This is a genomic window from Desulfonatronospira sp. (assembly GCA_003563255.1).
In the GTDB taxonomy this organism is placed as follows: domain Bacteria; phylum Desulfobacterota; class Desulfovibrionia; order Desulfovibrionales; family Desulfonatronovibrionaceae; genus Desulfonatronospira.
Genome location: PWSL01000450.1, coordinates 1 through 24,595, shown reverse-complemented (window position 1 = coordinate 24,595; position 24,595 = coordinate 1). Strand labels below are relative to the sequence as shown.

General features: G+C 52.7%; 19 protein-coding genes. 15 read left to right on the top strand and 4 right to left on the bottom strand.

All coding sequences use genetic code 11. The annotated features are described in order from the left end of the window. Positions 1 to 5: 5 nt before the first annotated feature. The 12 genes from QZP87_RS15635 (at position 6) to QZP87_RS13180 (ending at position 11,610) form a co-directional block, all read left to right on the top strand. Positions 6 to 158 (top strand): rubredoxin-like domain-containing protein, encoded by a 153-nt coding sequence (locus QZP87_RS15635; RefSeq protein ID WP_363331023.1) that lies wholly within the window; start codon positions 6 to 8, stop codon positions 156 to 158. Between the two features lie 98 nt (positions 159 to 256). Beyond that, a complete protein-coding gene (locus tag QZP87_RS13230; protein WP_291323393.1) occupies positions 257 to 460 on the top strand; it encodes a rubredoxin in 204 nt (67 codons plus the stop codon). A gap of 66 nt (positions 461 to 526) precedes the next feature. Continuing rightward, complete coding sequence (gene rd, locus QZP87_RS13225) at positions 527 to 688, top strand: rubredoxin (RefSeq protein ID WP_291323392.1); 162 nt, start codon at positions 527 to 529, stop codon at positions 686 to 688. A gap of 347 nt (positions 689 to 1,035) precedes the next feature. After that, complete coding sequence (locus tag QZP87_RS13220) at positions 1,036 to 2,238, top strand: flavodoxin domain-containing protein (protein WP_291323391.1); 1,203 nt, start codon at positions 1,036 to 1,038, stop codon at positions 2,236 to 2,238. A 2-nt stretch (positions 2,239 to 2,240) separates the two neighbouring features. Beyond that, complete coding sequence (locus QZP87_RS13215; RefSeq protein ID WP_291323390.1) at positions 2,241 to 2,921, top strand: DVU0298 family protein; 681 nt, start codon at positions 2,241 to 2,243, stop codon at positions 2,919 to 2,921. Positions 2,922 to 2,981: 60 nt separating this feature from the next. Then, a complete protein-coding gene (locus QZP87_RS13210) occupies positions 2,982 to 3,851 on the top strand; it encodes a UbiA prenyltransferase family protein (protein ID WP_291323389.1) in 870 nt (289 codons plus the stop codon). After that, entirely contained in the window at positions 3,848 to 4,252 is a 405-nt protein-coding gene (locus tag QZP87_RS13205; protein WP_291323388.1) for a GtrA family protein, read from the top strand. The genes QZP87_RS13210 and QZP87_RS13205 overlap by 4 nt, the downstream gene beginning before the upstream one ends. A gap of 22 nt (positions 4,253 to 4,274) precedes the next feature. Then, positions 4,275 to 5,618, top strand: coding sequence for an FAD-binding oxidoreductase (locus QZP87_RS13200; RefSeq protein ID WP_291323387.1), 1,344 nt, complete (start codon positions 4,275 to 4,277; stop codon positions 5,616 to 5,618). Beyond that, complete coding sequence (locus QZP87_RS13195; protein WP_291323386.1) at positions 5,600 to 6,334, top strand: SDR family oxidoreductase; 735 nt, start codon at positions 5,600 to 5,602, stop codon at positions 6,332 to 6,334. Before QZP87_RS13200 ends, QZP87_RS13195 begins: the two co-directional genes overlap by 19 nt. An 80-nt stretch (positions 6,335 to 6,414) precedes the next feature. Next, entirely contained in the window at positions 6,415 to 7,935 is a 1,521-nt protein-coding gene (locus QZP87_RS13190; RefSeq protein WP_291323385.1) for a glycosyltransferase family 39 protein, read from the top strand. A 43-nt stretch (positions 7,936 to 7,978) separates the two neighbouring features. Beyond that, entirely contained in the window at positions 7,979 to 9,226 is a 1,248-nt protein-coding gene (locus QZP87_RS13185; RefSeq protein WP_291323384.1) for an HDOD domain-containing protein, read from the top strand. Between the two features lie 470 nt (positions 9,227 to 9,696). Further along, positions 9,697 to 11,610: an EAL domain-containing protein gene (locus tag QZP87_RS13180; RefSeq protein WP_291323383.1), complete on the top strand. Its 1,914-nt coding sequence runs from the start codon at positions 9,697 to 9,699 to the stop codon at positions 11,608 to 11,610. Positions 11,611 to 11,624: 14 nt separating this feature from the next. On the opposite strand, the gene QZP87_RS13175 is transcribed toward QZP87_RS13180, so the two are convergent. The 4 genes from QZP87_RS13175 to QZP87_RS13160 form a co-directional block, all read right to left on the bottom strand. Continuing rightward, entirely contained in the window at positions 11,625 to 12,992 is a 1,368-nt protein-coding gene (locus tag QZP87_RS13175) for a sigma-54 dependent transcriptional regulator (protein ID WP_291323382.1), read from the bottom strand. Further along, entirely contained in the window at positions 12,985 to 14,544 is a 1,560-nt protein-coding gene (locus tag QZP87_RS13170; protein WP_291323381.1) for an ATP-binding protein, read from the bottom strand. The genes QZP87_RS13175 and QZP87_RS13170 overlap by 8 nt, the downstream gene beginning before the upstream one ends. A 581-nt stretch (positions 14,545 to 15,125) precedes the next feature. Next, on the bottom strand, positions 15,126 to 17,786 hold the full coding sequence (locus tag QZP87_RS13165) for a cytochrome ubiquinol oxidase subunit I (RefSeq protein ID WP_291323380.1): 2,661 nt from the start codon (positions 17,784 to 17,786) through the stop codon (positions 15,126 to 15,128). Between the two features lie 54 nt (positions 17,787 to 17,840). Then, complete coding sequence (locus tag QZP87_RS13160) at positions 17,841 to 18,899, bottom strand: hypothetical protein (protein WP_291323379.1); 1,059 nt, start codon at positions 18,897 to 18,899, stop codon at positions 17,841 to 17,843. Between the two features lie 690 nt (positions 18,900 to 19,589). Between QZP87_RS13160 and QZP87_RS13155 the strand changes: the two genes are divergently transcribed. The 3 genes from QZP87_RS13155 (at position 19,590) to QZP87_RS13145 (ending at position 24,286) form a co-directional block, all read left to right on the top strand. Next, entirely contained in the window at positions 19,590 to 19,991 is a 402-nt protein-coding gene (locus QZP87_RS13155; RefSeq protein ID WP_291323378.1) for a PilZ domain-containing protein, read from the top strand. A 61-nt stretch (positions 19,992 to 20,052) separates the two neighbouring features. Further along, positions 20,053 to 22,602 carry a pitrilysin family protein gene (locus QZP87_RS13150; protein ID WP_291323377.1) on the top strand — a complete coding sequence of 850 codons (2,550 nt, stop codon included), beginning with the start codon at positions 20,053 to 20,055 and terminating at the stop codon, positions 22,600 to 22,602. A gap of 325 nt (positions 22,603 to 22,927) precedes the next feature. Next, the gene (locus QZP87_RS13145) at positions 22,928 to 24,286 is read left to right on the top strand and encodes a dynamin family protein (RefSeq protein WP_291323376.1); all 1,359 of its coding nucleotides are present in this window, start codon (positions 22,928 to 22,930) and stop codon (positions 24,284 to 24,286) included. Positions 24,287 to 24,595 lie beyond the last annotated feature (309 nt).

The following is a 24,595-nucleotide window of genomic DNA, read 5'->3' as shown; positions in this document are numbered from 1 at the left end:
CCAATATAGAGCAGGGCAAGGTCTTCAAAAAAAACCAGGAAGTCACATGGAAATGTCAGAATTGCGGTTATACGCATAAAAGTGCCGAGGCCCCCGGGGAATGCCCTTCATGTGCACATCCGCAGGCCCATTTTGAAGTTCTTTGTGAACACTGTTGATATTTTAATTTCAGGGCTGCTGATCCAGAACATATTCAAGCCTGCAGCCCCAGCTGAAAAAACCAGATGGCGGGCCTTGACCGCTTAAGGAGTATAGCATGGCACAACCAGAAGACATGTGGCAATGTCAGATGACCAATTGCGGATGTATTTATGATCCGGACAAGGGAGACCGTAAAAGCAAGACCCCCAAGGGTACGGCTTTTCAAGACCTCCCTGAGGACTGGAAATGTCCCGTATGCGGAGCCGGCGCCAAACATTTCCGCCCTCTGGCCGGCCCCGGCTCAACTAGTGAAGCCTGACCTTCAGCAGTCCATCCCTTTAACTCTCTTTCAGATTTGCGGTTTATATTACCGGAGGATAGAATCATGAAAAAATGGGTATGCACAATATGTGGTTACGTTTATGATCCCGCTGCTGGTGATCCCGACAACGGCGTGGCAGCCGGGACAAAGTTTGAAGATGTGCCGGACAGCTGGGTCTGTCCAGTATGTGGAGCAAGCAAAGACGACTTTGCTCCAGAAGGATAAGTACAGATTCATCGGTCCCGCCTGCTTATCGGGCGGGACATTAGCGACTTATTCCTGAAACCCGGTCATTAAAATAAAAGAAAAATCCGAGCCATGGCGGGGGTTCAGCGCTTGGCAGTGGGACTGTCCCCGGGCCGGCTCCGGGACCCCCTGAATGCTTATTCGCTGATGTGTTTATGATATAACATACTGAAATCATAAATTTTTTGTAATTATTCACCATCTGCTTCAGCTGGATAAAGCGCCTGGTGAATAGTTACAACTTTTTTTCTTCAACCGTTAACAATTAACTATTAACTGAAACTTCTCTCAAGTAATTTTAATTTTTAGTTGTTTCTGGAGGACCAATGCCTGCAATTGAGATCAAAAATAATATTTACTGGGTCGGTGCTGTGGACTGGAATCTCAAGAATTTCCACGGTTACGCCATGGCACGCCGGGGCACCAGCTACAACGCCTACCTGGTACTGGACGACAAGATCACCCTTTTCGATACGGTAAGTGAAAAGTTTAAATGGGACTTGTATCACCAGGTGCGAAGCCTGGTAAAGCTGGAGGAAATTGACTATATCGTAGTAAATCATGTGGAGATGGATCATTCCGGAGCCCTGCCCTTTATGGTGGACAAGATTCAGCCGGAAAAGATTTTCTGCTCCAGCATGGGCGAAAAAGCGATTCACGGTCACTTCCATAAGAATGACTGGCCGCTGCAGGTGGTCAAGGACGGCGAAAGCATCTCTCTGGGGAGTAGAAATGTGCATTTCCTGGAAACCAGAATGCTGCACTGGCCGGACAGCATGTTTTCCTACATACCTCAGGACAAGCTGCTTATTTCCAGCGATGCTTTTGGCCAGAACATTGCCAGCCAGAAATTATTCGACGACCAGCACGATTTAAACCTGCTGCTTTCCGAGGCCAGGCACTACTATACCAATATCATTCTGCCTTTTTCACCCCTTGTGTTAAAACTTCTGGACAAAGTCCAGGAAGCCGGGCTGGAAATAGACATGATCGCACCGGACCACGGCATCATCTGGCGCTCCCACCCCGGGAAAATTCTGCAGTCCTACCGGGAATTTGCCAGTCAGACATTGCAGCCCAAAGCTGTGCTTGTGTATGATACCATGTGGGGCAGCACCGAAAAGATGGTCAAGGCCGTGTCTGACGCCCTGGCAGAAGAAGGCATAGATATCCGGATCATGTCTCTTAAGTCCTTTCACCACAGTGACATCATGGGAGAATTTTCCGATGCAGCTGCCCTGATCTGCGCCTCGCCCACACATAATAACGGCATGCTCCCGCTGATGGCTGACTTTTTGACTTATATGAAGGGATTGAAACCCAAAAACAGGCTGGGAGCTACCCTGGGCTCTTACGGATGGAGCGGCGAGGCCCCCGCTGCCATGGCCAGAGTCCTGGAAGATGCAGGTTTTGAACTGCCAGAAAAACCTCTTCGGACCAAGTTTGTTCCAGCCCACGAACAACTGGCCCAGTGCAAGGAACTGGGACGTTCCCTGGCTTCCGCCATCAAAGCCAGAACAGGCCTGTAGTCATGCATAATACCAGGGCGCAAGGCTCTTACAGGGAGTTGAAAAACAGAATCCCGGTCCTGCTGGACCGGGATGACATATCAACTGTGCTGCCGGATTTACTTTCACACCCAGCCCCCAAGCTCCTTGGTGCCCTTTACACGGCCCTTTTAAACCCCAAAATTCGAGTCAAGTGGCACGCGGTCACTGCTGCAGGGGCTTGCGTCAGCAGTCTTGCAGACAAAGACCTGGAGCAGGCCCGCGTAGTCATGCGCCGTTTCATGTGGACCCTGAATGACGAATCCGGCGGAATCGGGTGGGGCTCTCCTGAATGCATGGGCGAAATAATGGCCCGCAACATGATTCTGGCCCGGGAATACCACCGTATCTTTTTTTCGTACCTGGTTCAGGGGGATACCGGAAGCGACAACTATCTGGAGCACCTGCCCCTGCGCCGGGGGGCTTTCTGGGGCCTGGCCAGGCTGGCCCAGGGACATCCGGAGCTGTCAAGACAGGCATGTACTCAGGTGCAAAAGGCCCTGCAAAAGGAAAGCGATCCCGAGATACTGGCCCTGATTTGCCTTTACCTTGGTCTGATTCAGGACGATTTTGGGATGTCCCGGCCGGATCCCGGAAACCAATCCATTATGCTTTACTGGAACCAGCAACTGCAGCAGGTACCTGCCCGGGATCTTTGCCGCTGACAGTGAATTTCTGCAGTAAAAAACCTGCCCTGCAGCAGACAGCCACTTTTTTCGGAAACCATGTTCAACAAGGCCTATATAGCCCTTTTAAGACCGCAGCAGTACATCAAAAACCTCTTTGTTTTTGCTCCCCTGTTTTTCTCTTTCCGCTTTCTGGAGGCAGAACCCCTTTTTAAAACCTGCATTGCCTTTGCCGCCTTCTGCCTGGTGGCCAGCAGTGTTTATATATTCAACGACATAAAGGACATCTCCCAGGACAGCAGGCACCCAGTCAAAAAACACCGTCCCCTGCCCGCCGGCCTGATATCCATGCCCCGGGCTTATTTATGCATGGCCTTTCTCCTTGTTGCAGGACTGGGGCTGGGCCTTGTACTGGACTGGAAAATCTTTTTCATACTGGTTGCGTATTCGCTGTTGAACACCCTTTACACATTAAAGCTCAAGCATGTAGCCGTTCTGGACGTGTTTATCATCGGGACCGGTTTTGTGCTGAGAATCTTTGCCGGTGCAGAGGCTGCCATGGTGCAGGCCTCCATGTGGATCGTGCTCATGACTTTTCTCCTGGCGCTTTTCCTGGCCCTGGCCAAGCGCCGGGACGATGTCCTTCTCTTTGACGAAGGCAGAGATGTGCGCAGGTGCATTGACGGCTACACCCTGGAATTCGTCAACGTCTCCATGATTATTATGGCTGCCGTGACTCTGGTCAGTTATATCCTGTATACCATATCCCCGGAGGTCCAGGAGCGATTTGACTCCCGTCACCTGTACCTGAGCGCTGTTTTTGTTCTTCTGGGCATCATGCGCTACCTGCAGATAGTCTTCGTGGAAGAGGGAGGGGGCAACCCTACCCAGGTAATGCTTCAGGATCGCTTCATGCAGCTGTCAGTGGCCGGCTGGCTGTTATTCTTTCTCATCCTGACTCTGACATGAATACAGCCTTATTATATGCCTTGTTCGCTCTGGCGGCCATCCTGGTCAACCTGGGCACCCAGCTTGTGTGCTTCACCCTGTACCACGGCCCCCTGGAGCTCTACCTGGCCCTTGCATGCGGCACCCTTACCGGGTTGCTGACCAAGTACATTTTGGACAAGAAATATATTTTCTGGTATATTGCAGCTGACTTTTGCGATGATACCAAAAAGTTCATTCTTTATTCATGCATGGGTACCATGACCACCCTGATATTCTGGGCAACTGAAATCGGATTTTACCATCTCTTTGATTTCCAGCATGCCAAATATGTCGGTGGAGCTCTGGGGCTGACCATAGGTTATATCCTAAAATACAGGCTCGATAAAAAATGGGTTTTCCGGACAAGCTGCAATTTGTGATGTTTTAAACAGAAATCAACCCTTGGGAGATTCTAAACCTTTGCTGCTGTCCAACTGGAACAACTACCCCCGCATTGAGGCTAAGCTTGAGGACTTAAGGACTGAAGGCCAGGCGCTGCAAATGCTGGAGATGAACAGGTACTGCATTCCCCGTGGCCTGGGACGCTCCTACGGGGACTGTTCCATGAACCGCTTTGTCATATCCACCCCGAAGTTTTGCCGTTTTATATCCATGGATTCCAACCGGGGCATCCTGGAATGCGAAGCCGGAGCCAGCCTGGAACATATCCTGCGCGTTATCATTCCCAGGGGCTGGTTCCTGCCGGTTACTCCCGGCACCAGCCATGTCACCCTGGGAGGCGCCATTGCCAGTGACGTTCACGGCAAGAATCACCACCTTCACGGAGCCTTCGGCAGCCACGTCCTGGACCTGCGCCTTTTGACCCCCCGGGGGGACATCCTGAACTGTTCCAGGGACAAGGACCACGATATCTTTGAGGCTGTCTGCGGAGGCATGGGGCTGCTGGGACTTATCCTGTCCGCCAGGATCAGGCTTGTGCCTCTTGAGTCCGTATTTATCCGGCAAAAGACCCTGCCGGCAAAAGATCTGGATGAACTAATGGGCTTTTTTCAAGAATACCAGGCCGGCACCTATTCCGTGGCCTGGATGGACTGCCTGCAGAAGGGCAAAAAGCTGGGCAGGGGTCTTTTTATGCTGGGAGAACACTGCCGGGCCGGTGAGGCACCGCATGCCGAACTGCTCCCACCCGCAACAGGCGGCGCAAGACTTCCCTTTACCCCGCCTTGCAGGGCCTTGACCAACCCTGGAATAAAAGCCTTCAATTCCCTCTACTATACACTCAACTCCAGGCGCAAAGGACGGTCTGTTACAGATCTTAAGTCCTTTTTCTACCCCCTGGACGGATTGCGCGACTGGAACCAGCTTTACGGCCCGCAGGGCTTCCTGCAATACCAGTTTGTACTGCCCCGCTGCAGTTCCGGAGCCGGATTACAAAAGATCCTGCAGCATATACACTCCTTTGGGCTGCATCCATACCTTGCGGTACTGAAACTCCTGGGTCCCGGACAAGGACCCCTGTCCTTTCCGATGCCCGGCTATACCCTGGCCCTGGACTTCCCCATCCGCGCCGGGCTTTTTTCCCTGTTGAATACCCTGGACAGGGTGGTTTTGAATCTGGGGGGCAGAATTTACCTGGCCAAGGACGCCAGGATGCAAAAAGACATGCTCTGGCAGGGATATCCTCGGATAAAAGAATTTCTGAACCTAAAAAAAAGACTTGACCCGGAAAACAAATTGAGTTCCCTGCAATCCAGGAGGCTTGGAATATGTCAAAACCCGTATTGATCCTGGGTGCAGGCTCGGACATCGCCAGGGCCCTGGGCCATGAACTGGCCGCAGCAGGCCATGATCTATATCTGGCTGGACGTCACCCTGAAGAACTTGAAAAAGATGCCCGGGACCTGCAACTGAGATACAGTATAAATGCCCGGGGGATGTTCTTTGATGCCCTGGACTTTGACTCGCACCAAACGTTTTACGAATCCCTTGAGCCCGGACCCTACGGCCTGGTCCTGGCCTTCGGGCTGCTGGGTGAAGAAGATCAGGCCCGTAAAACACGGAAGCACTGGGAAAAGATAATCCACACCAACTACACCGGCTGCATAAGTATTCTGACCATAGCCGCCAATCATCTGGAGCAGGCCGGGGAGGGATTCATCCTGGGCATCAGTTCCGTGGCCGGGGACCGCGGCCGCAAGGCCAACTACGTTTACGGCAGCGCCAAGGCAGGCCTCAGCACATTTTTAAGCGGCCTTAGAAACAGGCTGCACAGCAAAGGGGTCCGGGTAATAACCGTCAAGCCGGGATTTGTAAGGACCAGGATGACCAGGGACATGGATCTTCCTGCCCGTCTTACCGCTTCTCCGGAGCAGGCCGCCCGGGATATTTTCAAGGCCATAATAAAACAAAAAGAGATTGTTTATACCAGGTGGATGTGGCGCTGGATCATGCTGGTCATCAAATGCATCCCAGAGAGGGTGTTCAAGCGCATGTCCATCTAAGCCCCGTCCCCCTGCTCCACTCAAAATGGCTCAAAGACCCGCTTTGTCACTATTTTGAGCCAAACGCAATTTGAGTAAAAATGAACTACACCCAAGCCAGAGACTTTTTTTATTTCGCCCTGGTGCTGTCGGTGCCTTTAAAGCTCATCCTGGCCGGCGTCCTGCCACTTACAGGTGACGAGGCCTACTTTGTCGTCTGGGCTCAACACCTGGCCCCGGGCTACTATGACCACCCCCCTCTCATAGGGTGGCTCATACACCTTTGTATGCAGCTTTCCCAGCACGAGATTTTTATACGCCTTCCCTCCATTCTGGCCGGATATGTCCTGGTCTGGGGGGTGTACAGCATGGTAAGCCCCCATGATCGTACCAGGGCCGTGCTGGCCGCCTCTGTCCTGCTCCTGACTCCGGTTTTTCTACTGGGAGTCCTGGTCACCACCGACACAGCACTAATCCTGGGCATGTTTTTATCCGCTGTAACCCTGCACCGGGCGGAGATCAGAAACAGTCCCCCCCTGTACCTGATTTCAGGGCTGTTTCTGGGGATGGCCTTTCTTTCCAAGTATTTCGCAGTCCTGCTGCTTTCAGCTTACCTGGTTTATTTTGCGGCCCGGGGCATAAAAAGAATTGCCCGCCTGGGACTGGTCCTTGCCGGTTTCCTGCCCCTGGCAGCCTTCAACCTATACTGGAATTACAATCACTGCTGGGTAAACATCACCTTCAACCTGGGCAGAGGAGGCGATGCCCAGTTCAGTATTCTGCAGCCCCTGCTCCTGCTTGGCATACTGGTCTGGGTGCTTTCCCCGGTTCTTGCTGTCCAGCTTTTCAGATACCGAAGGCAACTGCCGGGGAGTATACATAAATCAGGGCACTCCTTGTTCGCCTGTTGCGCTTTTGTGCCTCTGGGTGTATTTTTTGCCGCCTCCTTTTTTTATTCAGTCGGAGCGCACTGGATCCTGGGTTTTGTACCATTTTTGTATGTCGTATATGCCGCATTGCCCGGTAAATCCATGACCCTGGGACGCAGGTTCATGCTGGGTTATGCCCTGGTTCACAGCTTGGCCGTCATTACAGCCCTGCTTTTGCCCCTGGAAATCCTCAAGGACAGGCCGGGGCTTTACCGGGATGCCGTATTCTACATGCGCCCGGCCGAGATTGCAGCAGAACTGGAGGCTTACCAGGCCGATTATTATACCACCCCCAGTTATTCCAGGTCGGCTGTGCTGTCCTATTACTCGAATGAGTACTTCGGAGTGCTGGGCACCGGGTCCAGGTACGGCCGCGAAGACGACCGCATAACCGATTTCAGAGAGCTTGACGGCAGGGATATACTGTTTTTATCCCGGGATGATAAGATTCGCATGAACCGCCTGACGCCCTATTTCAGCAGCGTGGACACCCACATGATTCGGGTGCGTCAGACTTCATTCGCTGTAGCCCTGGGCCGTGGGTTTGACTACGCTGCTTACCGCACAGAAGTTCTGGCAGAGATAAAACACAGATACTACAGTATTCCTGACTTTCTGCCGCTGGGGCATTGCTTTTTCTATAAACGGTATACATTTCAGCCCCCCTGTGATATAGAAGGACAAATCCGTTGAGAGGTATTGCATTTTCCGGTCATTTTACTTAAATACAAAAGCAATGGGCAAAATAATTGTTGAAGATCTCAAACCCGGCATGGTCCTGGAAGATGATGTCCGGGACTTTAATGGGCGTTTTTTGCTGGGCAGAGGTCTCAGCATCGAGGAAAAACACCTTCGGATATTCAAGATCTGGGGCGTCAGTGAAGTAGACATCCATGGAGACGGGGCTCCTACAGAGCAAGAGTCCGATAATTTTTCCAGAGAAGAACGTCAAAGGGCCGAATCCCTGGTACTGGACAGGTTTATTCATTATGACCCTCAGGATACTTACAGCCGGAGACTCCTGGAAATTTTCACTCTCTGGGCCTGTCGTTATCCTGATAACAGCGTTTCCGTCTCACAATGGCAGGAAACCCTGGAGTCCCATGTTCCTCCACAGGAACAACACAGGGCCGAACCTGTGGACCCAGCAAGAATCATCAGGGATGAAACCAGGATGCCTTCACTGCCGGATATCTTTTTCAAAATCCAGAAGGCTATCCAGGACCCCAGGACATCGGCCAGGCATCTGGCCGAAATAATCAGCAAAGATCAGGGACTGGCATCCAGGCTGCTGAAGCTGGTGAACAGTTCTTTTTACGGCTTTCCATCCCGCATTGACACCATAAGCCGGGCCGTGGCCATCATAGGCACAAGACAGCTTAGCATGCTGGCCATGGGTGTCAGTGTGCTTTCCACCTTCAAAAATATATCACCGGAAATAATTAATATGCAGGGTTTCTGGAAACACAGCCTGGCCTGCGCCATCGGCGCCAAGACTCTGGCCCAGTACTGCAGCATTCCAAATACCGAAAGCATATTTATCTGCGGCCTGCTGCACGATATAGGACGACTTCTGATGCTGCGCTACTTTCCAAAAGAAATTCTGTGGTCCATGCATCTTGCAGCAACTCAAAGACTGGATCTTATGCGGGCTGAAAAAAAATATTTTCGTCAGGACCACGCCATGTTGGGGGCGAAGGTCATGGAAAACTGGAAACTTCCCTTAAAGATTGAGCAATGCATCAGGCATCACAACAGTCCAGGTAAATCCAGATTTCCCATCGAAACATCTTTGGTGAACATGGCCAATGTACTGGCGTCAGGATGCCTCATGGGTTTCAGCGGGGAATATATGGTGCCTGCTCCGGATCTGGAATCCTGGAACAGTCTGAATATTGATCCTTCCCTTCTGCCCCAGGCCGCCAATCTGATGCAGTCACAGGTGGACAATCTGTTTCAGCTTTTGCTCATCACCCAAAAATGAGTATTGAATTTGTCTTGATAATACCTTTTATTAGGCGCTTAGTACCACTACAGCGACACTTGATTTGAACTCGAAGGGGACTTGGCTCCCCGCACTTATTATAATAATCCGGTATCTGTTTAGCACTACAGCGAAACTTATGATTGACCTCCGGGGACTGGCTCTTTTGCCCCCGAATTTTTGAAGCATTTGCAGACTATCAACCGGCAAAAGAGCCAGTCCCCCTGCCACATGCAAAGCGCTAAACAGATACATAATCCGTAAGTCTTCCTTAGGAAAATAAGTGCCGGGTGCCTGTCCCCAATTGAGACGGTAATAAATTTTTTGAAGTTTCGCTGTAGTGTTAACACAAAGTGTCGCTGTATTATTATAGTTTTTGTGAAAGTACGATGGTTGCCTCTGCCATGTTGACGCCGAAAAGACAAACAGACAACGCAATCAAGCAATAAACTATTTTCCAAGGCCTCAAAATGCAGGAAAAAAATTATTCGGACAAACTAGAAGAACTGGAGACAAGGCTTTCTCACCAGCAGGAAATAAACCGCTTCACCCTGGATGCACTTGAGCTAGCAGCCAGCCTCATTGATTTTCAGCCCCGCATAAGCACCCTGGAGAGCCCATCCCTGATACTGGATGAAATCTGCAACCGCATTTCCAGGCTTATCGATTTCAAGGCCATGGGCATTTATCTTGTGGATGAACAGGATAACGATTTTTACCCTGCCTACCTTACTCCGGCAAAATATCATGATTTTCTTGATCAGGAAACCCGCAGGCTGATCGACCAGTATTTCTTCCCCTGGGCCATGCGGGAAAAAAGACCGGTTATGCTTGCTGCTTCAGACAAGGACAATAGTCTGGTCCTGCACGTTCTTTCCACAAATACCCGAACCCGGGGCATGTTCGTAGGGCTCATAGGTTCAGAGGCCTATGCCGTTCCGGATGTGTCCTGGGGGCTTTTGACTATCCTTTTGTCCAGCAGCGCCAACGCCCTGGAAAGTTATGAGCTTTACAAACTTTTCAGAGAGAGCAATATCAATTTGAAAAAAATCGTTCAGGAAAGGACCAGGGAACTTGAAAACCAGGCCAGCTACGACCGCCTCACCCTGCTGCCCAACCGGGATATGGTCTTTAAAAGTCTTGAAAAACAGATCCGCTGGTGTCTTAATACCAATGAAGCCTGCCAGGCTGCTTTCATCCTCATGGACCTGGATATGTTCAAGGAAGTAAACGAAAGTCTGGGACATAAAGCTGGAGACAGACTTCTGGTTCAAACGGGGAAACGCCTGCAGGAACTTACAGGAGAAGGGAGTACACTGGGCAGAGTAGGAGGAGACGAATTCGCAATGGTCGTTACGGGCACATGCGTCAAAGACGATGCGGTTAAAATGGCCGGCCGGATGATTCAGGCCATGACCCGGCCCTTTGAACTGCAGGGACAGAGCCTTCTTCTGGACGTAAGCATAGGAATAGCCATATTCCCTGAACATGGCAAAAACCTGGGCCAGATCCTCAGCCGGGCGGATATGGCAATGTATGCCGCCAAGCGAATGAAAACCGGGTATGCAGTCTACGACCCCAAGTTTGAATCTTCCGGCATCAACCGTCTGAACCTCATGTCTGAACTTAAAAAGGGTCTGGACAAGGACCAGATGACCCTCTACTTTCAGCCCAAGATAGACCTGGCCTCAAAAAAGGTTTGCGGTTTGGAGGCCCTTATCCGCTGGCATCACCCTACCAGAGGGTTTATCCCTCCAGGAGATTTCATACCTCTTGCTGAGCAGGGCGGTCTAATCCGGGAACTGAGTTCCAGGGTTATCCGCATGAGCACCCGGCAGATCCGGCACTGGATGGCCCTGGGCATCAATATTCCAGTAAGCATCAATCTCTCTGTACGAGATATCCAGGACAACAAGCTGCCCGACCAGATTGCTTCCGCCATTGAAGAATATAACCTGGCACCTTCCAGCCTGGAACTGGAGATAACCGAGAGCGCCTTTATGACCGCCCCGAACAAGGGGTTGAGAACTCTTAACAAACTTAATGACATGGGCATACCCATGAGCATCGACGACTTCGGTACGGGCCATTCATCCATGGCCTATCTGCGGGATCTGCCGGTCAAGATTCTCAAGATAGACCGCAGCTTTGTCATGGATATGGACAAAAACGACAACAACCGCAAAATTGTCAAATCCATCATAGATCTGGGACACAACCTTGATCTAAAGGTGGTTGCCGAGGGAGTGGAAAACCAAAAAAGCCTGGAAATGCTCGAAAATCTTGGCTGTGACTTGGCTCAAGGGTTTTTTATTTTAAAACCCTTGCCATCAGAAGAACTCACCGACTGGCTGCAAAAAACGACCGATCTCCAGAAACTCTAGTCTTCCCGGCCTTCTCAAGCCTTCCTGGTCAGCCCATACTTTTTTAGCTTATACTGCAGGGTGCGCCTGCTGATGCCCAGTGCCCGGGCGGTATTTTCCCGGTGCCCGTTGTGAGTCTTGAGCATCTGTTCCAGTGCCTTCTTTTCTGCATCCTGCAACCCCTCACCATGGGGTGACTTTTGTTCCGCCTGGGTGGAACCCCCTGCCAGGGCTATGCTTTCCGGCAGGTCGCCGACATCCAGGACATCGCTTCTGCATAGTATGATGGCCCGCTCCACCACGTTTTCCAGCTCCCGGACATTGCCGGGCCAGTGATACCTCTTAAGGGCCTGCAGGAAATTGCTGTTTATCCCTCGAACCTGTTTGCGGTTTTTGCGGCCGAGGATCTCCACAAAATGATTCACCAGAAAGGTCAGATCATCCATACGCTCCCGCAGGGGGGGGACTTCTATCTCCACCACGCTCAGACGATAATACAGGTCCTGCCTGAAATTCCCGGCCCTGACCTCCCTAAGGAGATCTTTGTTGGTAGCGGCGACAAAGCGTACATCCACAGCAATCTCATGGGAACTGCCCAGGGGCTGAACCATTTTCTCCTGCAATGCCCGCAAAAGCTTGGCCTGCAGCTGCAGGGGAAATTCGCCTATCTCGTCCAGAAACAAGGTGCCTTTGTGAGCCAGCTGGAACTTGCCTGGTTTGTCCTTGACCGCTCCGGTGAATGCGCCTTTTTGATAGCCGAACAGTTCGCTTTCCAGAAGTTCCCGTGGCAGGGCCGCACAATTGATGCTTACCATGGGACCCTGACTTCTGGAACCTGCCTGATGCAGGGCTCTGGCCACAAGTTCTTTGCCGGTTCCCGACTCACCCAGTAACAGGACATTGGCCTCGCTGGGTCCCACCTGCTCCACCAGGTCCATGACCCTTTGCATGGCAATACTCTGTCCGATTATGCGGGCCTTTTCCTGCAGGCCGGGCAGGGATTTGCCGGGAGGGGCGCTTTCGCGGACCAGTCTGGAATAATCCAGGGCCATAACCATAACCGATTTCAGCTCTTCAATATCGGCAGGCTTGGTCAGGTAATCGAAAGCACCCTGTTTCATGGCATCCACGGCTGAGCCTACGCTTCCAAAGGCCGTGAGCATAACCACCTGCACCCCTGGATGCCTTCTGTTTATTTGCTCCAAAACCTGCATCCCGTCAATTCCGGGCATCTTGATATCCAGAAGAACCACGTCAGCGCCCCGGCTGTCGAGGATTTCCAGACATTGCATGCCGTTGACGGCTTCCAGAATTTCAAACCCCTGGTCCTGCATCACGGCCTTGATCATCATCCTGTGCCCGGCCTCGTCATCCACCACCAGCAGTTTCGGCTTGTCAGTCATACCGGCGCAACCCCTGTATCATCTTGTCAGTACCCCCTGGAAACCAGAGAGTAACCCTGGTACCCTCTCCAGGAAAGGAGCTTATTGTCATATCTCCCTGGTGATCCTGCACTATGCGGTGCACGATGGACAGGCCCAGGCCGCTTCCGTGCTCCCGTGCCGAAAAAAACGGCTCCTGGGCCTTTTCCTGGATTTCGGCATTCATGCCGCACCCCTGGTCCACAACATCAATGCGGACCCGGCCGTCTTCCATGCCTGCACCAAGCCGGATCGTTTTGCCCTGCTCCGATGCCTGCAGGCTGTTTAAGACCAGGTTTAAGACCGCCTGCTTCAGAAGATCCCGGTCCGCCCTGACCTCTATCTCTGTGGGCTCAAGCTTCAGGCGCACTCCCCTGGAGGCAAGATCCATTTCCAGCAAAACCCCCACCTCATCAAACAGTGCGGTCAGTTCCACCTGGACCGGTTCCAGAGATCTGGGCCTTGCAAGGTACATCAGGTCATTAATAACCCGGTTCAGGCGATCGGCTTCAGCAACCATGGTCCGGGCATAAGTAAAGGCTGGATCATCCCGGCTGAATTTCTGCTGGAAATACTGGGCAAATCCCTTTAGAGAACTCAAGGGATTGCGGATCTCGTGTGCCAGCCCGGCTGCAAACCTGCCCACTGCAGCCAGACGCCTGGTATGCTCCAGGCTGTTTTCCAGTTCCCGCATCCTGGTCCTGTCCCGCAGCAGCAGGAGAAATTCCTTCTCCTCTCTGATGGGCAGAATCAGGACCTCCAGGGTTTTACTGCCAAGCTCCACCTGATCCCAGCCGGAACCGCCATCCAGGTCGATTCCCAGAGGAAGAAGCCCGGTGATCTTTCGCCCCAGCATGTCCCGGCCCTGCCCCAGCAGTTCCTGTGCCGCAGGGTTGGCCGCTGTAATCTCCAGGTCCCTGTTGACGCTTAAAAGACCATCGGGCATGTTGTCCAGCAGCCTGGAATGAAAACTGCTCAGGCGCACAAACCGCCGGCCCTGGTCTTTCTTGCGCAGGTAAGCCCAGGCCAGCAGGCCCATCATGAAGACGGCAGCCAGGGTAAATACCGCCTGAACCATGATGGTTCTTTTATATCCGCTGTAGGCCTCCAGGTGCCCGGACATGTCCAGGGCGATAAACATAGTTCCGGAACCGGCCTCTGCATCCTCCCCAGGAAGCATTCTGCCCAACCTGTGCCCCATCCGCCTGGAAGGAAAGCCCTGAAAAAAAACAGGCTGGTTTTCCAGGCTGATTTCAGCGTTCCAGACCTGGCGGGATGCCTTGTCCAGCATTTCCGGGCCTGGTACGAAATCCACCGGCAGGATATTACGGCTGGTAAAAAGCTCCTGTCCATCCGGACCGAACATACCTACGTAAAGCACATCCCCGTCCTGTATGAACTCTTTCAGCAGGTCTTCGGCCACCGGGATAAAATCCTGCTCGTCAACCCATCTCCTGCCGCCCATACCGCGCATGGCTCCCCGGTAAAGGTTGGTCTCGATGCCCCGTCCTATGGACTGGGCGCTCAGGGCCATGTGCTCACGGACCTGTTACTGCTGCTGACGCAGATTCTGCCAGGTCAGAAAAAACACCCCTGCTCCCAGAAGAATGAAAATCATCCCGAAAACCAGGGCAGTGCTGGCTTCTTTTCGGTCCAGACGTATATCCATATTGATTGTCGTTGCCGAACACTACAGCGATGTATCAGTTCAGGGCTTTGGGTATGTCATAAAATAAGTGTTACATAATGCCTGCATAATCTGGGGGTTTATCGCTCCCACGCTCCTGCGGTCATTGTGGACGCGGAGCGTCCAGGGAATGTTCCCACGCAGAGCGTGGGAACAATAAGACAAATATAATATATCAATTGGGGACAGGCACTTTTTTCGATGGAAAACTGTCAACTGCTCAACAATCATGGCGGCAAAAGAGCCAGTCCCTGGAGGTCAATAATAAGTTTCGCTGTAGTGATAATTTCGCGTCTGTATTTTTTGTCTTTGTGCAGGAAAAGTGTCGCGGGGACTGTCCCCCTGGCCGGTACCTGCCCCCTGAATGGTTACCCAGGAGGCATACAGCACCGATGGGGACTGGGGACTGGGGACTGGCACTTTTGCCGCTAACGATTCCTGGTCCCGCTCAACATATTGGGATGGTGGGCCTCGTAGTCCATCTCCATGGTATGGCATACAGAACAATTATTGTTGGCCCCGATGGCATAGGGCTCTCCCTGGTACTGCAGGGGCTGGATATTGTCCCTGTCCCGGCCGAACTTGTTCTCAGCCGGGTACTCGGCATGGGTGGCACCGTGACAGGACTGACACATGAGCCCCATGTAGTCCGTGCGCAGACGGTAAAGTTCGCCTACTTCCTCATTCCAGACGTTGAAGGCTGACACTTCGTGGCTTTCAGGCTGCTGGAAATCCTGGTGACAAGTAAGGCAGTCCGGCTGCTGCTCCCAGGGTATCCTGGGGTTGATCTCATCCAGTGAAGCCACCAGCCTTGGCTCAATAAGGCTCATATGCCGCTCAGCCTGCCGGGTCTTGCCGGCCTCGTACTCACCTTTCAACAGAGTCAGGGCGTGATCTTCCAGAGTACCGTGGCACGAAGTGCAGTTCAGATCCACCCTGGTTGCATGCACCCCGCGCTTGCAGTCCGTGTATAGCGCCGGATCACTGGGATGACAGGCATTACAGGCCTCCGCACCTTCACGGTCAGACAGATAGTGGACGTGAAAACCATGCAGAGCTGCCGGCAGATTGAGAATATCAGGTTCACCGGGCGCGTTGAGCAGGGGGTCTGCATGGCAGCTCTGACAGAGTACCGGCTCCCCGGCTTCAGCCCTGGGCATCAGCTCTGTATCGTGTCTTCTGTCATGGGTCTTGAGCACGTCCGAGGCAGTTTGGGACGCGATACCCATTTTGCCGTCCACCCTCCATTCGCCTCCGTGGCAGTTGTTGCAACCCATTTCGGCAGAAACCGGTGCAACCACCTTGGTCTCGGCCAGAAGCTCCCCGCTGGCCTTATCCCAGGCCTCGATGTAGAAAAACGGATAGGGATTTATACTGCCGTCATCGTTGTAGGGAACCACTGGGATACCATCGGCCACAAAGGTCCACAGGTCTTCGTTCAGGGACATCTTGCCCTGCATGCCCAGGCCCTTGGCGCTGATGTTTTCGGGAAGCTCCCTGCCGGCCAGGGACTTGGAATTGTCCCAGTAGCTCACGTGATCTGCCGGGTTTTCAAAACCCTCCTCCGGACGAAAGGTAATCTCAACTCCCCGGGTCACTATCTCCGGCATGAAATCCCGGCGCACAAGCTGGGCATAGAGGGTGTTGCCCGGGGGCAGCATGGACCAGTAGTCGTCACAGTCCGTTATACACTTAAGCCCCAGGGTGTTCCAGGCCAGCAGCACGTACTCGTCTTCATCAGCATCAAAGGGGGGAATCTCGAAATCAAGTTCCGGGACTTCCACCTCTCTGTCTACCTGCAGATCTTTGCCGTGTATTCCCTGGACAATGTAAGCCGCCAGTGCCTTGCGCTCATCACGGGTACCCATAAATCTGGGCATATAATCGTATAAATGCCCCATACCGTCCAGCATGGCATCCATGCCGAAGAGTCCGAACTTTTCAGTGACGGGAATGATGTCGTTCATAAACCCGTCCTGGGAGTGGCACGGGGAGCACTGGATGTTGTACAGATCCCGCCCTGCTTCTACCATGTTTTCAGGTGTAACCCGGTCATGCTTGACCCACCTGGCCATCTGGAGCATGCCTTTTTCGTTGATTTCCTGCTCCATTTCCACCGGGATGGAGCTGGAGTACATATGTTCATAAATGACATGCGGGCGGCGACCGGCCTCCCGGATCCATTCAAAACTGCCCATGTATAAAAGTCCTATCATTAGAAAAAAGATGGTCACGGGCCTTTTAACGCCACCGGGCATGCGTATTGAGATGAGAAGCCCGCCTATGACAATGACTACGGACAGAACTATAAAGGCCTGGAAAAAAGGGACGATCTCAGGGGAGCGCCCCAGAATCATGGCCTGGGCCCCGTCTGGTACGGATTGCAGGTACCACCATCCGCTGATAAGCATGAAAACAAATGGTGCCAGCAGCCACTTGGCGCAGTAGCGGATCATCTGTTCCCTTAGTTCCGCGTCCCGGATCCAGGAGGCGGTCACAAAACCGTAAAGCCCGGCCAGCATAATTGCGATAAATGTCCGGAAGAACAGGGCCGGCCAGAAGGTTGGGTTGAAGAAAGCATGCCAGACATTGCCCGTTTCCAGCCACTGTCCCGGTGAGAGCATGAAGGCGATGATCCCGTTGATAACAAACAGGGACAGCCAGGCGAATATGAAGTACAACCAGCCCATGAGAAGGTGTTTTCTACGTTCCATGGACCCGAAGGTATAGTAATAGACAAAGATGGCGATGATCTCGGCCATGAAAAAGACCCATTCAATGGCCCAGAAATAGACAAAGGTATGAATGAGCATTGACGTGGCCCCGGGACTAACCAGGGAAATGGCGAACCAGATGCCCACCCCGGTGACCGCGCCGAATACAAGGGTCAGGAGCAGGAAGAACTTGGCGTGTTTTTTGGTATACTCCAGAATGCCGGGATTGTTTTCGCGGTAGCCCTTCATCTCGGTCAGTACCAGGAAAAGCCCGCCGCCTATGGCAAAATGGGCCACGAATACGTGCACTATGGCAATAATCGCTATCCAGAACCCCCCGCTGAAGGCGAAAAGTTCCCATACCGGGTAATTCATCAAGGCCTCCCAATTTTATAGGACACAACAAAAATGCTGAACAGACAGCATGGGCTAAACTTCTCTTTTCGCCTCAAAAGCCAGTTTGAGCATGTAAAAGACCACTGCCAGCCCAACTACCAGGAAAATGATAAAGAAGTACAGGGGCGAGTACTGGGGAACAACCTCAAGGTCCCTGGGATGAAAATATGGTGCCAGGTAAGCCTGCCGCACCAGATCCCGCACCAGCACCATGAGCACCACAGTCCCCACAAGGGCTGCAGTGGTGGGCCAGAGCATGCCCTTGAACCCGAAAACCAGACTCAGGGTTACTCCGCCCAGGGCTGTGATAAACAGGATGGTATTCAGCAGTTCCCCCCCCATGAATAACAGCATGATATCCGTAGGCAGGCTTATGAGAAACCAGAGGCCCACTGGGATCTGGGCCAGAGTGGCATAGGAAAACCAGGCCAGGCCGTTCCGGATGTACTCCGTAGCCCTGGGATCCTTTTTAAACCTCCAGATAACGGCAGTTGTCAGTCCACCCACTGCTACAGAGGCCAGAACAAAGTGCAGGTAGCGCGGGATAAGGGTCGGGTCGCCCAGGTTCAGTAATGTTCCGGAGCGGTTTTCAAAATAAGCGCTCCATTTTTCAGGATTGAGCATAAGGGTCATGTTGTTTGTGAACAAAAAGGCGATGACCAGGCCGAAAATCACGGTCACCGCCAGACAGAAGAGCTTCAGTCCCGGCAGGGAGTCATACTTGAAATCATAAATATATGCGCTATAGTAAAAGATAAGAAGCAGGGCGATTACCGGTAGCCAGTACATGCCCATCAGTACAGAACTGGTATAGATGAACTGGGAGTATAGTACCTGAAGAAAAAGAAAAGGAGCCACCCCGAAATTGATGGTAAAGGCTATAGTATAAGGCAGTTTCAGGGAGATGTCTTTGCACACCGGGCAATGCTTGTTGCCGCTTTTGAGGTGCTTGACCAGAGCCATTATTCCCATGCCCAGCATGGCGTTCATCAGGAGCAGGTGCATGATGAAGGTGAGCAGCAGGAAAAAATAAAACCAGCCCCATTGAGTGGGTATGGTGTCCGACACGGGTATCAAAGCGGATGGATCCATAAGACTTCCCCTCGAAAGTACCTCTTCAGCGCCTTGCAGCCCGGCTCAGATACTATTTTTTAATGATGATTTCTACCACTAGCGACACTTTGTATAAATTATCGCCTCGGCCATCGGGGACAGGCACTTTTGCCGACCTCAAACCGTAAAACGGCCGGACTATCCGGCGGCAAAAGAGCCAGTCCCCTTGAAGCTGAAATAAAGTGTCGCTGTAGTGCTACATCAGAAAAAAAGCTGGAGTGCCTGTCCCCTGCTTTTCTTAAAAGCGCTGAGCAGATACCATGATAAAAGTAATGTTCTGCCTTGCCAGTCAGAGCTATGCATAGTAAGCTTGCTTATGTTGAAGCTGATCATTTCTACAGAAATTCAGCACATTTTGCAACCATGTTTCTCGCCCTGGATACAACCTTAACCTGCGAGTATCTGTTTAGCGCTTTGCATGTGGCACGGCTTCCTGCCCGGAGGCATACAGCCCGGAGGGGGACTGGCTCTTCCGGAACCCACTTGTCCCAAAAGTGGAATGCCCTGCAGTATGTTTGATCAAGCAATGCCGGGATTTTGATTTAGTCTGCCTTGGAGTGAGTCTTTGCGGCCATTTTGACAAGTTCCGGAACCTGTTTTCAAGGATTCAGGTTACTATGCTGCACCACGAAAACTCAAACAATCCTCACAACCAGAACAGGAGCGGTTATGCCAGACCAGGACATGAGAAAAAGAAGCAGGGTCGATCTGAAAATCTCGGTGAGCATTCTGCAGAATCACGTACAGCAACTTCTAAAAACCATAAACCTGAGCCTCAAGGGACTTCTGGCAGAATACCACCCTGATTTTGCCTTGAACGAGCCCTGCGATCTGGTTCTGCACCTGAGTTCCGGTCTGGAAATCGGCATCAGGGGGGTTGTTGTCTCTTCTACTCCGAACCGCGGAACAGCCGTGGATTTTGTCGAGATGGACGAAGAGAGTTTTTATCATCTCTTAAACCTGATCCGTCTTTATTCCCCGGACCCGGACCAGGTGGAAAGAGAACTTCTCATCCCGGCCTTTGACTCCTCCTACCTGGAGAAACTCAAAAACAGCTACAGCAGGAAATAACATGGCCGGAAAAATTTCATGTCTTGTTTTTTTGCTTTCTATAATCTGCACCGGATACTCCATGGCACAAGCACACGATATTTACACCCTTGAAAACGGTATGCGCATTGTTGTGGATCAGGACAATCGATTCCCCCTGGTTTCTATGCGCCTTTACGTCCGGGCCGGTTCCTCCCTGGAAAAGCCGGGGCAGGAAGGCATGAGCCACTTCCTGGAGCACATGGCCTTCAAGGGCAGCGACACCAGGAAAGCCGGAGAGGTGGCCCGCCAGGTGGAACAAGCCGGAGGCAGCATCAACGCCGGCACCAGTTTTGACTACACCGTCTACACCCTTGACCTGCCCGCTGACAGGCTGCACCTGGGCCTGGACATCCTGCAGGACATGGTCCTGGAGGCCTCACTTCCCCGGGACGAATTTGACATGGAAAAAAAGGTGGTCCTGGCAGAGATCCATAGGTCCATGGACAATCCCGGCAGCCGGGTGTTCAGCAGCCTGCAGTCCAGGATCTGGCACGGCACTCCTTACGCCCATCCTATCCTGGGCCATGCTGAAACAGTTCAGGACATGACCCCCGGAGACATGCGCAAATACCAGCAACGACACTATCAGCCCCGTTCCATGGTGCTTGCGGTAAGCGGCGATGTTGACCCGGCGGATGTCCTGGATACCACCCGGCAAATTTTCGGTCCAGCCGAGAACCGGGGCACCCTGCAGGCACTGCCGAATCTGGAGATTGACTCATGTCGGCAGAACCCGGTGCAAGTTATGCACGGTCCCTGGCAAAAGGCCTACCTGGCGGTGGGACTTCCCGTACCAGAGATCGGCTCGCCCTGGAACACTGCCCTGGATGTGCTGGCCCACCTCCTGGGAGGAGACACAACATCCCTGTTGTATCGCAAGTTCAAGTATGAGGCCGCCCTGGTGGACGACATCTCCGCCAGTTCCATGTCCCTGGATCGTGTCGGTATTCTCTACTTTTACGTACGTCTGGACCCGGACAACCTGGAACCTTTCTGGGAAAAATTCACCCGGACCCTGGCCGGACTGGACATCTCGGCCTTTACTGATCAGGACCTGGAACGGGCCAGGATTTCAATGGAAGAAAGAATTTACAGGTCCAGGGAAACCCTGAGCGGCAAGGCTTCTGGACTCGGTTTTGATCTGTTGATGAAAAACGATGCCATGGCCACGGACAAATCCCTGCAGGAACTGCAGACAATAACACGAAAAGACCTGCAGTCCGCCATGGAAAAGTTCCTGGACCTGGATGGAGCTTTTGCATCCATGCTTTTGCCGGAACAGGCCCCTGCCGGCGAAGACGCCTTCAGCCTCAGAGATCAGCTGACTGAAGCCCAGCCTGAACGTGAAGCTGCCAGAGAGAGCAGACAGCCGTCCCAGCCGGTAATCAGAGATCTGGGGCAAGGTCGAAAGCTGGTGGTAATGCCTGACGAACATCTGCCCTACAGCGCCCTGCGTATTACCTGGCCCGGAAGCGACATGCTCATACCCTGCGAGCAGCAGGGACTGCCACAGCTCAGCGCTTCCGCTCTCACCCGGCAGACCCGGGACAGATCATTTTCTGAGATCCAGAACTTTCTCAAAAACAGAGGAGCAAGCCTCGGGGCGTTTGCAGGCAGGCAGAGCGTAAGCATCAGCGCACGCTTCCCGACACGCTACAGCCGGGAGGTGTTCGAACTCATCCAGGAGGTCGTTACCCGACCGGCATTTTCCCCGGAAGAGCTTCAAAGAGCCGTGGACGACCAGCTGGCCTCTATCCGGGAGCAGGAAGACCAGCCCCTGGGGTATGCTTTCAGGCACCTGTTTCCTTTTATCTTTGAATCCGGAGAGTACGGTCGGCTGCATCTGGGAAAGAAGGATTACCTGCAGCAGGTAACTCCTGAAGATGTCCGGACCTTCTGGGAGATGCAGATACAGACCCCCTTTGTCATAGCCATCAGCGGACAGGTGAACATGCAGGAACTGGACGGATTTGTACGAAATCTCCAGGACATCCGGCCGGCCGGGGCGCCTTCGCCGCAAGCCCCGCAGTGGGGACAGGAAAAACAGCGACAGGCCCGTTTAAAAGACCGCACCCAGGCTCACCTGTTGAGGATTTACCCTGTGGTGGGCAAGACCCACCAGGATACGCCCGGGCTAAAGGTGCTCAACCGGGTTCTCTCAGGCCAGGGTGGAATGCTTTTCCGCGAACTGCGCGACAGGCAGGGACTGGCTTATTCTGTAACCTCCATGCTATGGCAGACCCCCGAAGCCGGTTTTATAGCTCTCTACATAGGCACCTTTGCAGACAGAACCCGGGAGGCCCTGGAAGGCTTTGAATACGTGGTGGATGAACTAAAAAAGACTCCTTTGGACGAAGCCGGGGTAGAGCGCGCAGCAAACATGCTCTTCGGTGAATACCACCGTGGCAGGCAGACCCTTTCCAGCCGCTCCCGGGAGGCCTCTTCCCTGCTGGCCCAGGGCCTGGATCTGAATTTTCGCAAGGAACTGATAAAGCTGGCAAAACAGGTCTCTCCAGAAGATGTACAGGAACTGGCCTGCAAATACCTGGACCTGGAGAAGAGCTACCTTTTCGAAATTATACCCGACTGATTGTCACTACAGCGAAACTAAATATTAACCTCCGGAGACCTGGCTCTCCCCGCACTTATTTTATAATATTCCGTCAATCTTGACAGTCAAAAGTTCTCTGGCAAGGTTTTTGTTTACCAAGTGCAGGGATGCCTGTCCTCAATTGAGACAGTTTTTATATTTTTTAGCAGTTTCGCTGTAGTGTTAATTTTGAAAAAAAATAAAGACTACGGACTGCGGACAAGAGCAACTCTTCTCTTGGGTTGCGGACACAGTCCGCCTTATATGGTTTAACCTTTATGACTGCCGGTAATGCAGGCGGTTTCAAAAAAACAGGATATCAGCCATGGATGACAAAGAATTCCAAAAAGAAATTCAGGAACAGGTCAGAAAAACCCTGGCTCCTATTTTCAACAAGTACGAAATGGACGTGGAATGGTTAAACTCGACTATGAAATGGAAGCCCCTGGTCCTGGTGATCGGCAGCTACTCCTCTGGTAAGTCGACCCTGATAAACGAACTATTGGGTTTTGATGTGCAGCGCACAGGCCAGGCCCCAACTGATGATTCTTTTACAATTCTTTGCAACGAGGGAGAAAATGTCCCAGTGGAAATACCCGGCTCCACCCTGGTAAACGATCCCAGGTACCCTTTTGCCGGGCTCAAGGCATTCGGTGAGAACCTCATCTCTCATCTATGCCTGAAAAATGTAGCCTCCCCCCTGCTTGAAAACGCTGCCATCATAGACACCCCCGGCATGATCGACTCCACCGCGGAACGTGACCGGGGCTACAGGTACCTGGACGTCATTGGTGATCTGGCTGCCATGGCTGATATGATCGTGCTCATGTTCGACCCGCACAAGGCCGGAACCATCAAGGAAAATTTCAGCGCCATCAGAAACGTGCTGCCGGGGAAGACCGGGGAAGACCGGGTGGTTTATGTCCTGAGCCGGATAGACGAGTGCGACAACCTGAGTGACCTCGTCCGTTCTTATGGCGCTCTTTGCTGGAACATCTCCCAGATGACCGGCAGAAAGGATATGCCCCATATATTTCTCACATACTCCCCCAGGGAAGCCAGGCTGGATCAGTCCAACCAGGAATGGCCGCAGGAACGTCTGGAGCTAAGGGACAAAATCGGCAGCGCTCACCACATGCGCATCAACCACATCCTGGAAAATGTGGACCGTAAAACAGGAGAGCTGGAACTGGTCTGTGAAGCCCTGCACAGCTTCTCCTCCAGGGCCGGAAAGTTGCTGTCCAACACTCTCAAATGGACATCCGTGGCGGCCCTGGCCGTTTTTGTCCTTGGCTTTATCCTGTTGAAGGGCTACCAGCCCCTGCAGGAGCATGGAATAATCTCTGGTATCGGCGGTATTTCCCTGTTCTCCCTGGAAGTAATGCTGCCTTTAACCGGTGCCTTGCTGACCTTTGTACTGGGATGGTTCTTTTTTGCCAGGGTGCGCTTCAAAGCCTTGATGCAGCAGGCCTCCAGATCCCCCGAAAGGCTGGTAAACCTTGACACCGACTACCGCAAAAGCCTCTGGAGCAAGGTCAAGGGACACGTTATTGCACTCATCACCGGCCGCACCATCAGACAACACCTTCTGCAGACCAGGGGAAGCCTGGAACGGGTTCGGAAATTTGTCCGCAAAGATCTGAAAGAGTACTACTCAAAAATCGGACAGCCACCCAGGCGGTAGGCTGCCATCAATCGTTGATGGTTGGTATCTGTTCAGCGCTTTGCATGTTGCATGATGACAGCCCGGCGCTCACCTCCCACGCGCTTCGCGTGGTTGACGTTGTCCATATGTTTTTTATCGCAATCTCAAGCAGGTGAGGGGCAACCATTCAGGGGGCTCCTCAATGGTGATTGACTGCTCCCGGTCTGAGGTCTGTACCTCCTGTACCGCTCGTGCAGGTGATGGCCAGTCCCGGGCACCAGTGGCCGTGAAAGGCTGTCACGCCTTCAATCTGCTGACTGGATAAGCTGCAGCTCATACTGGACTCCT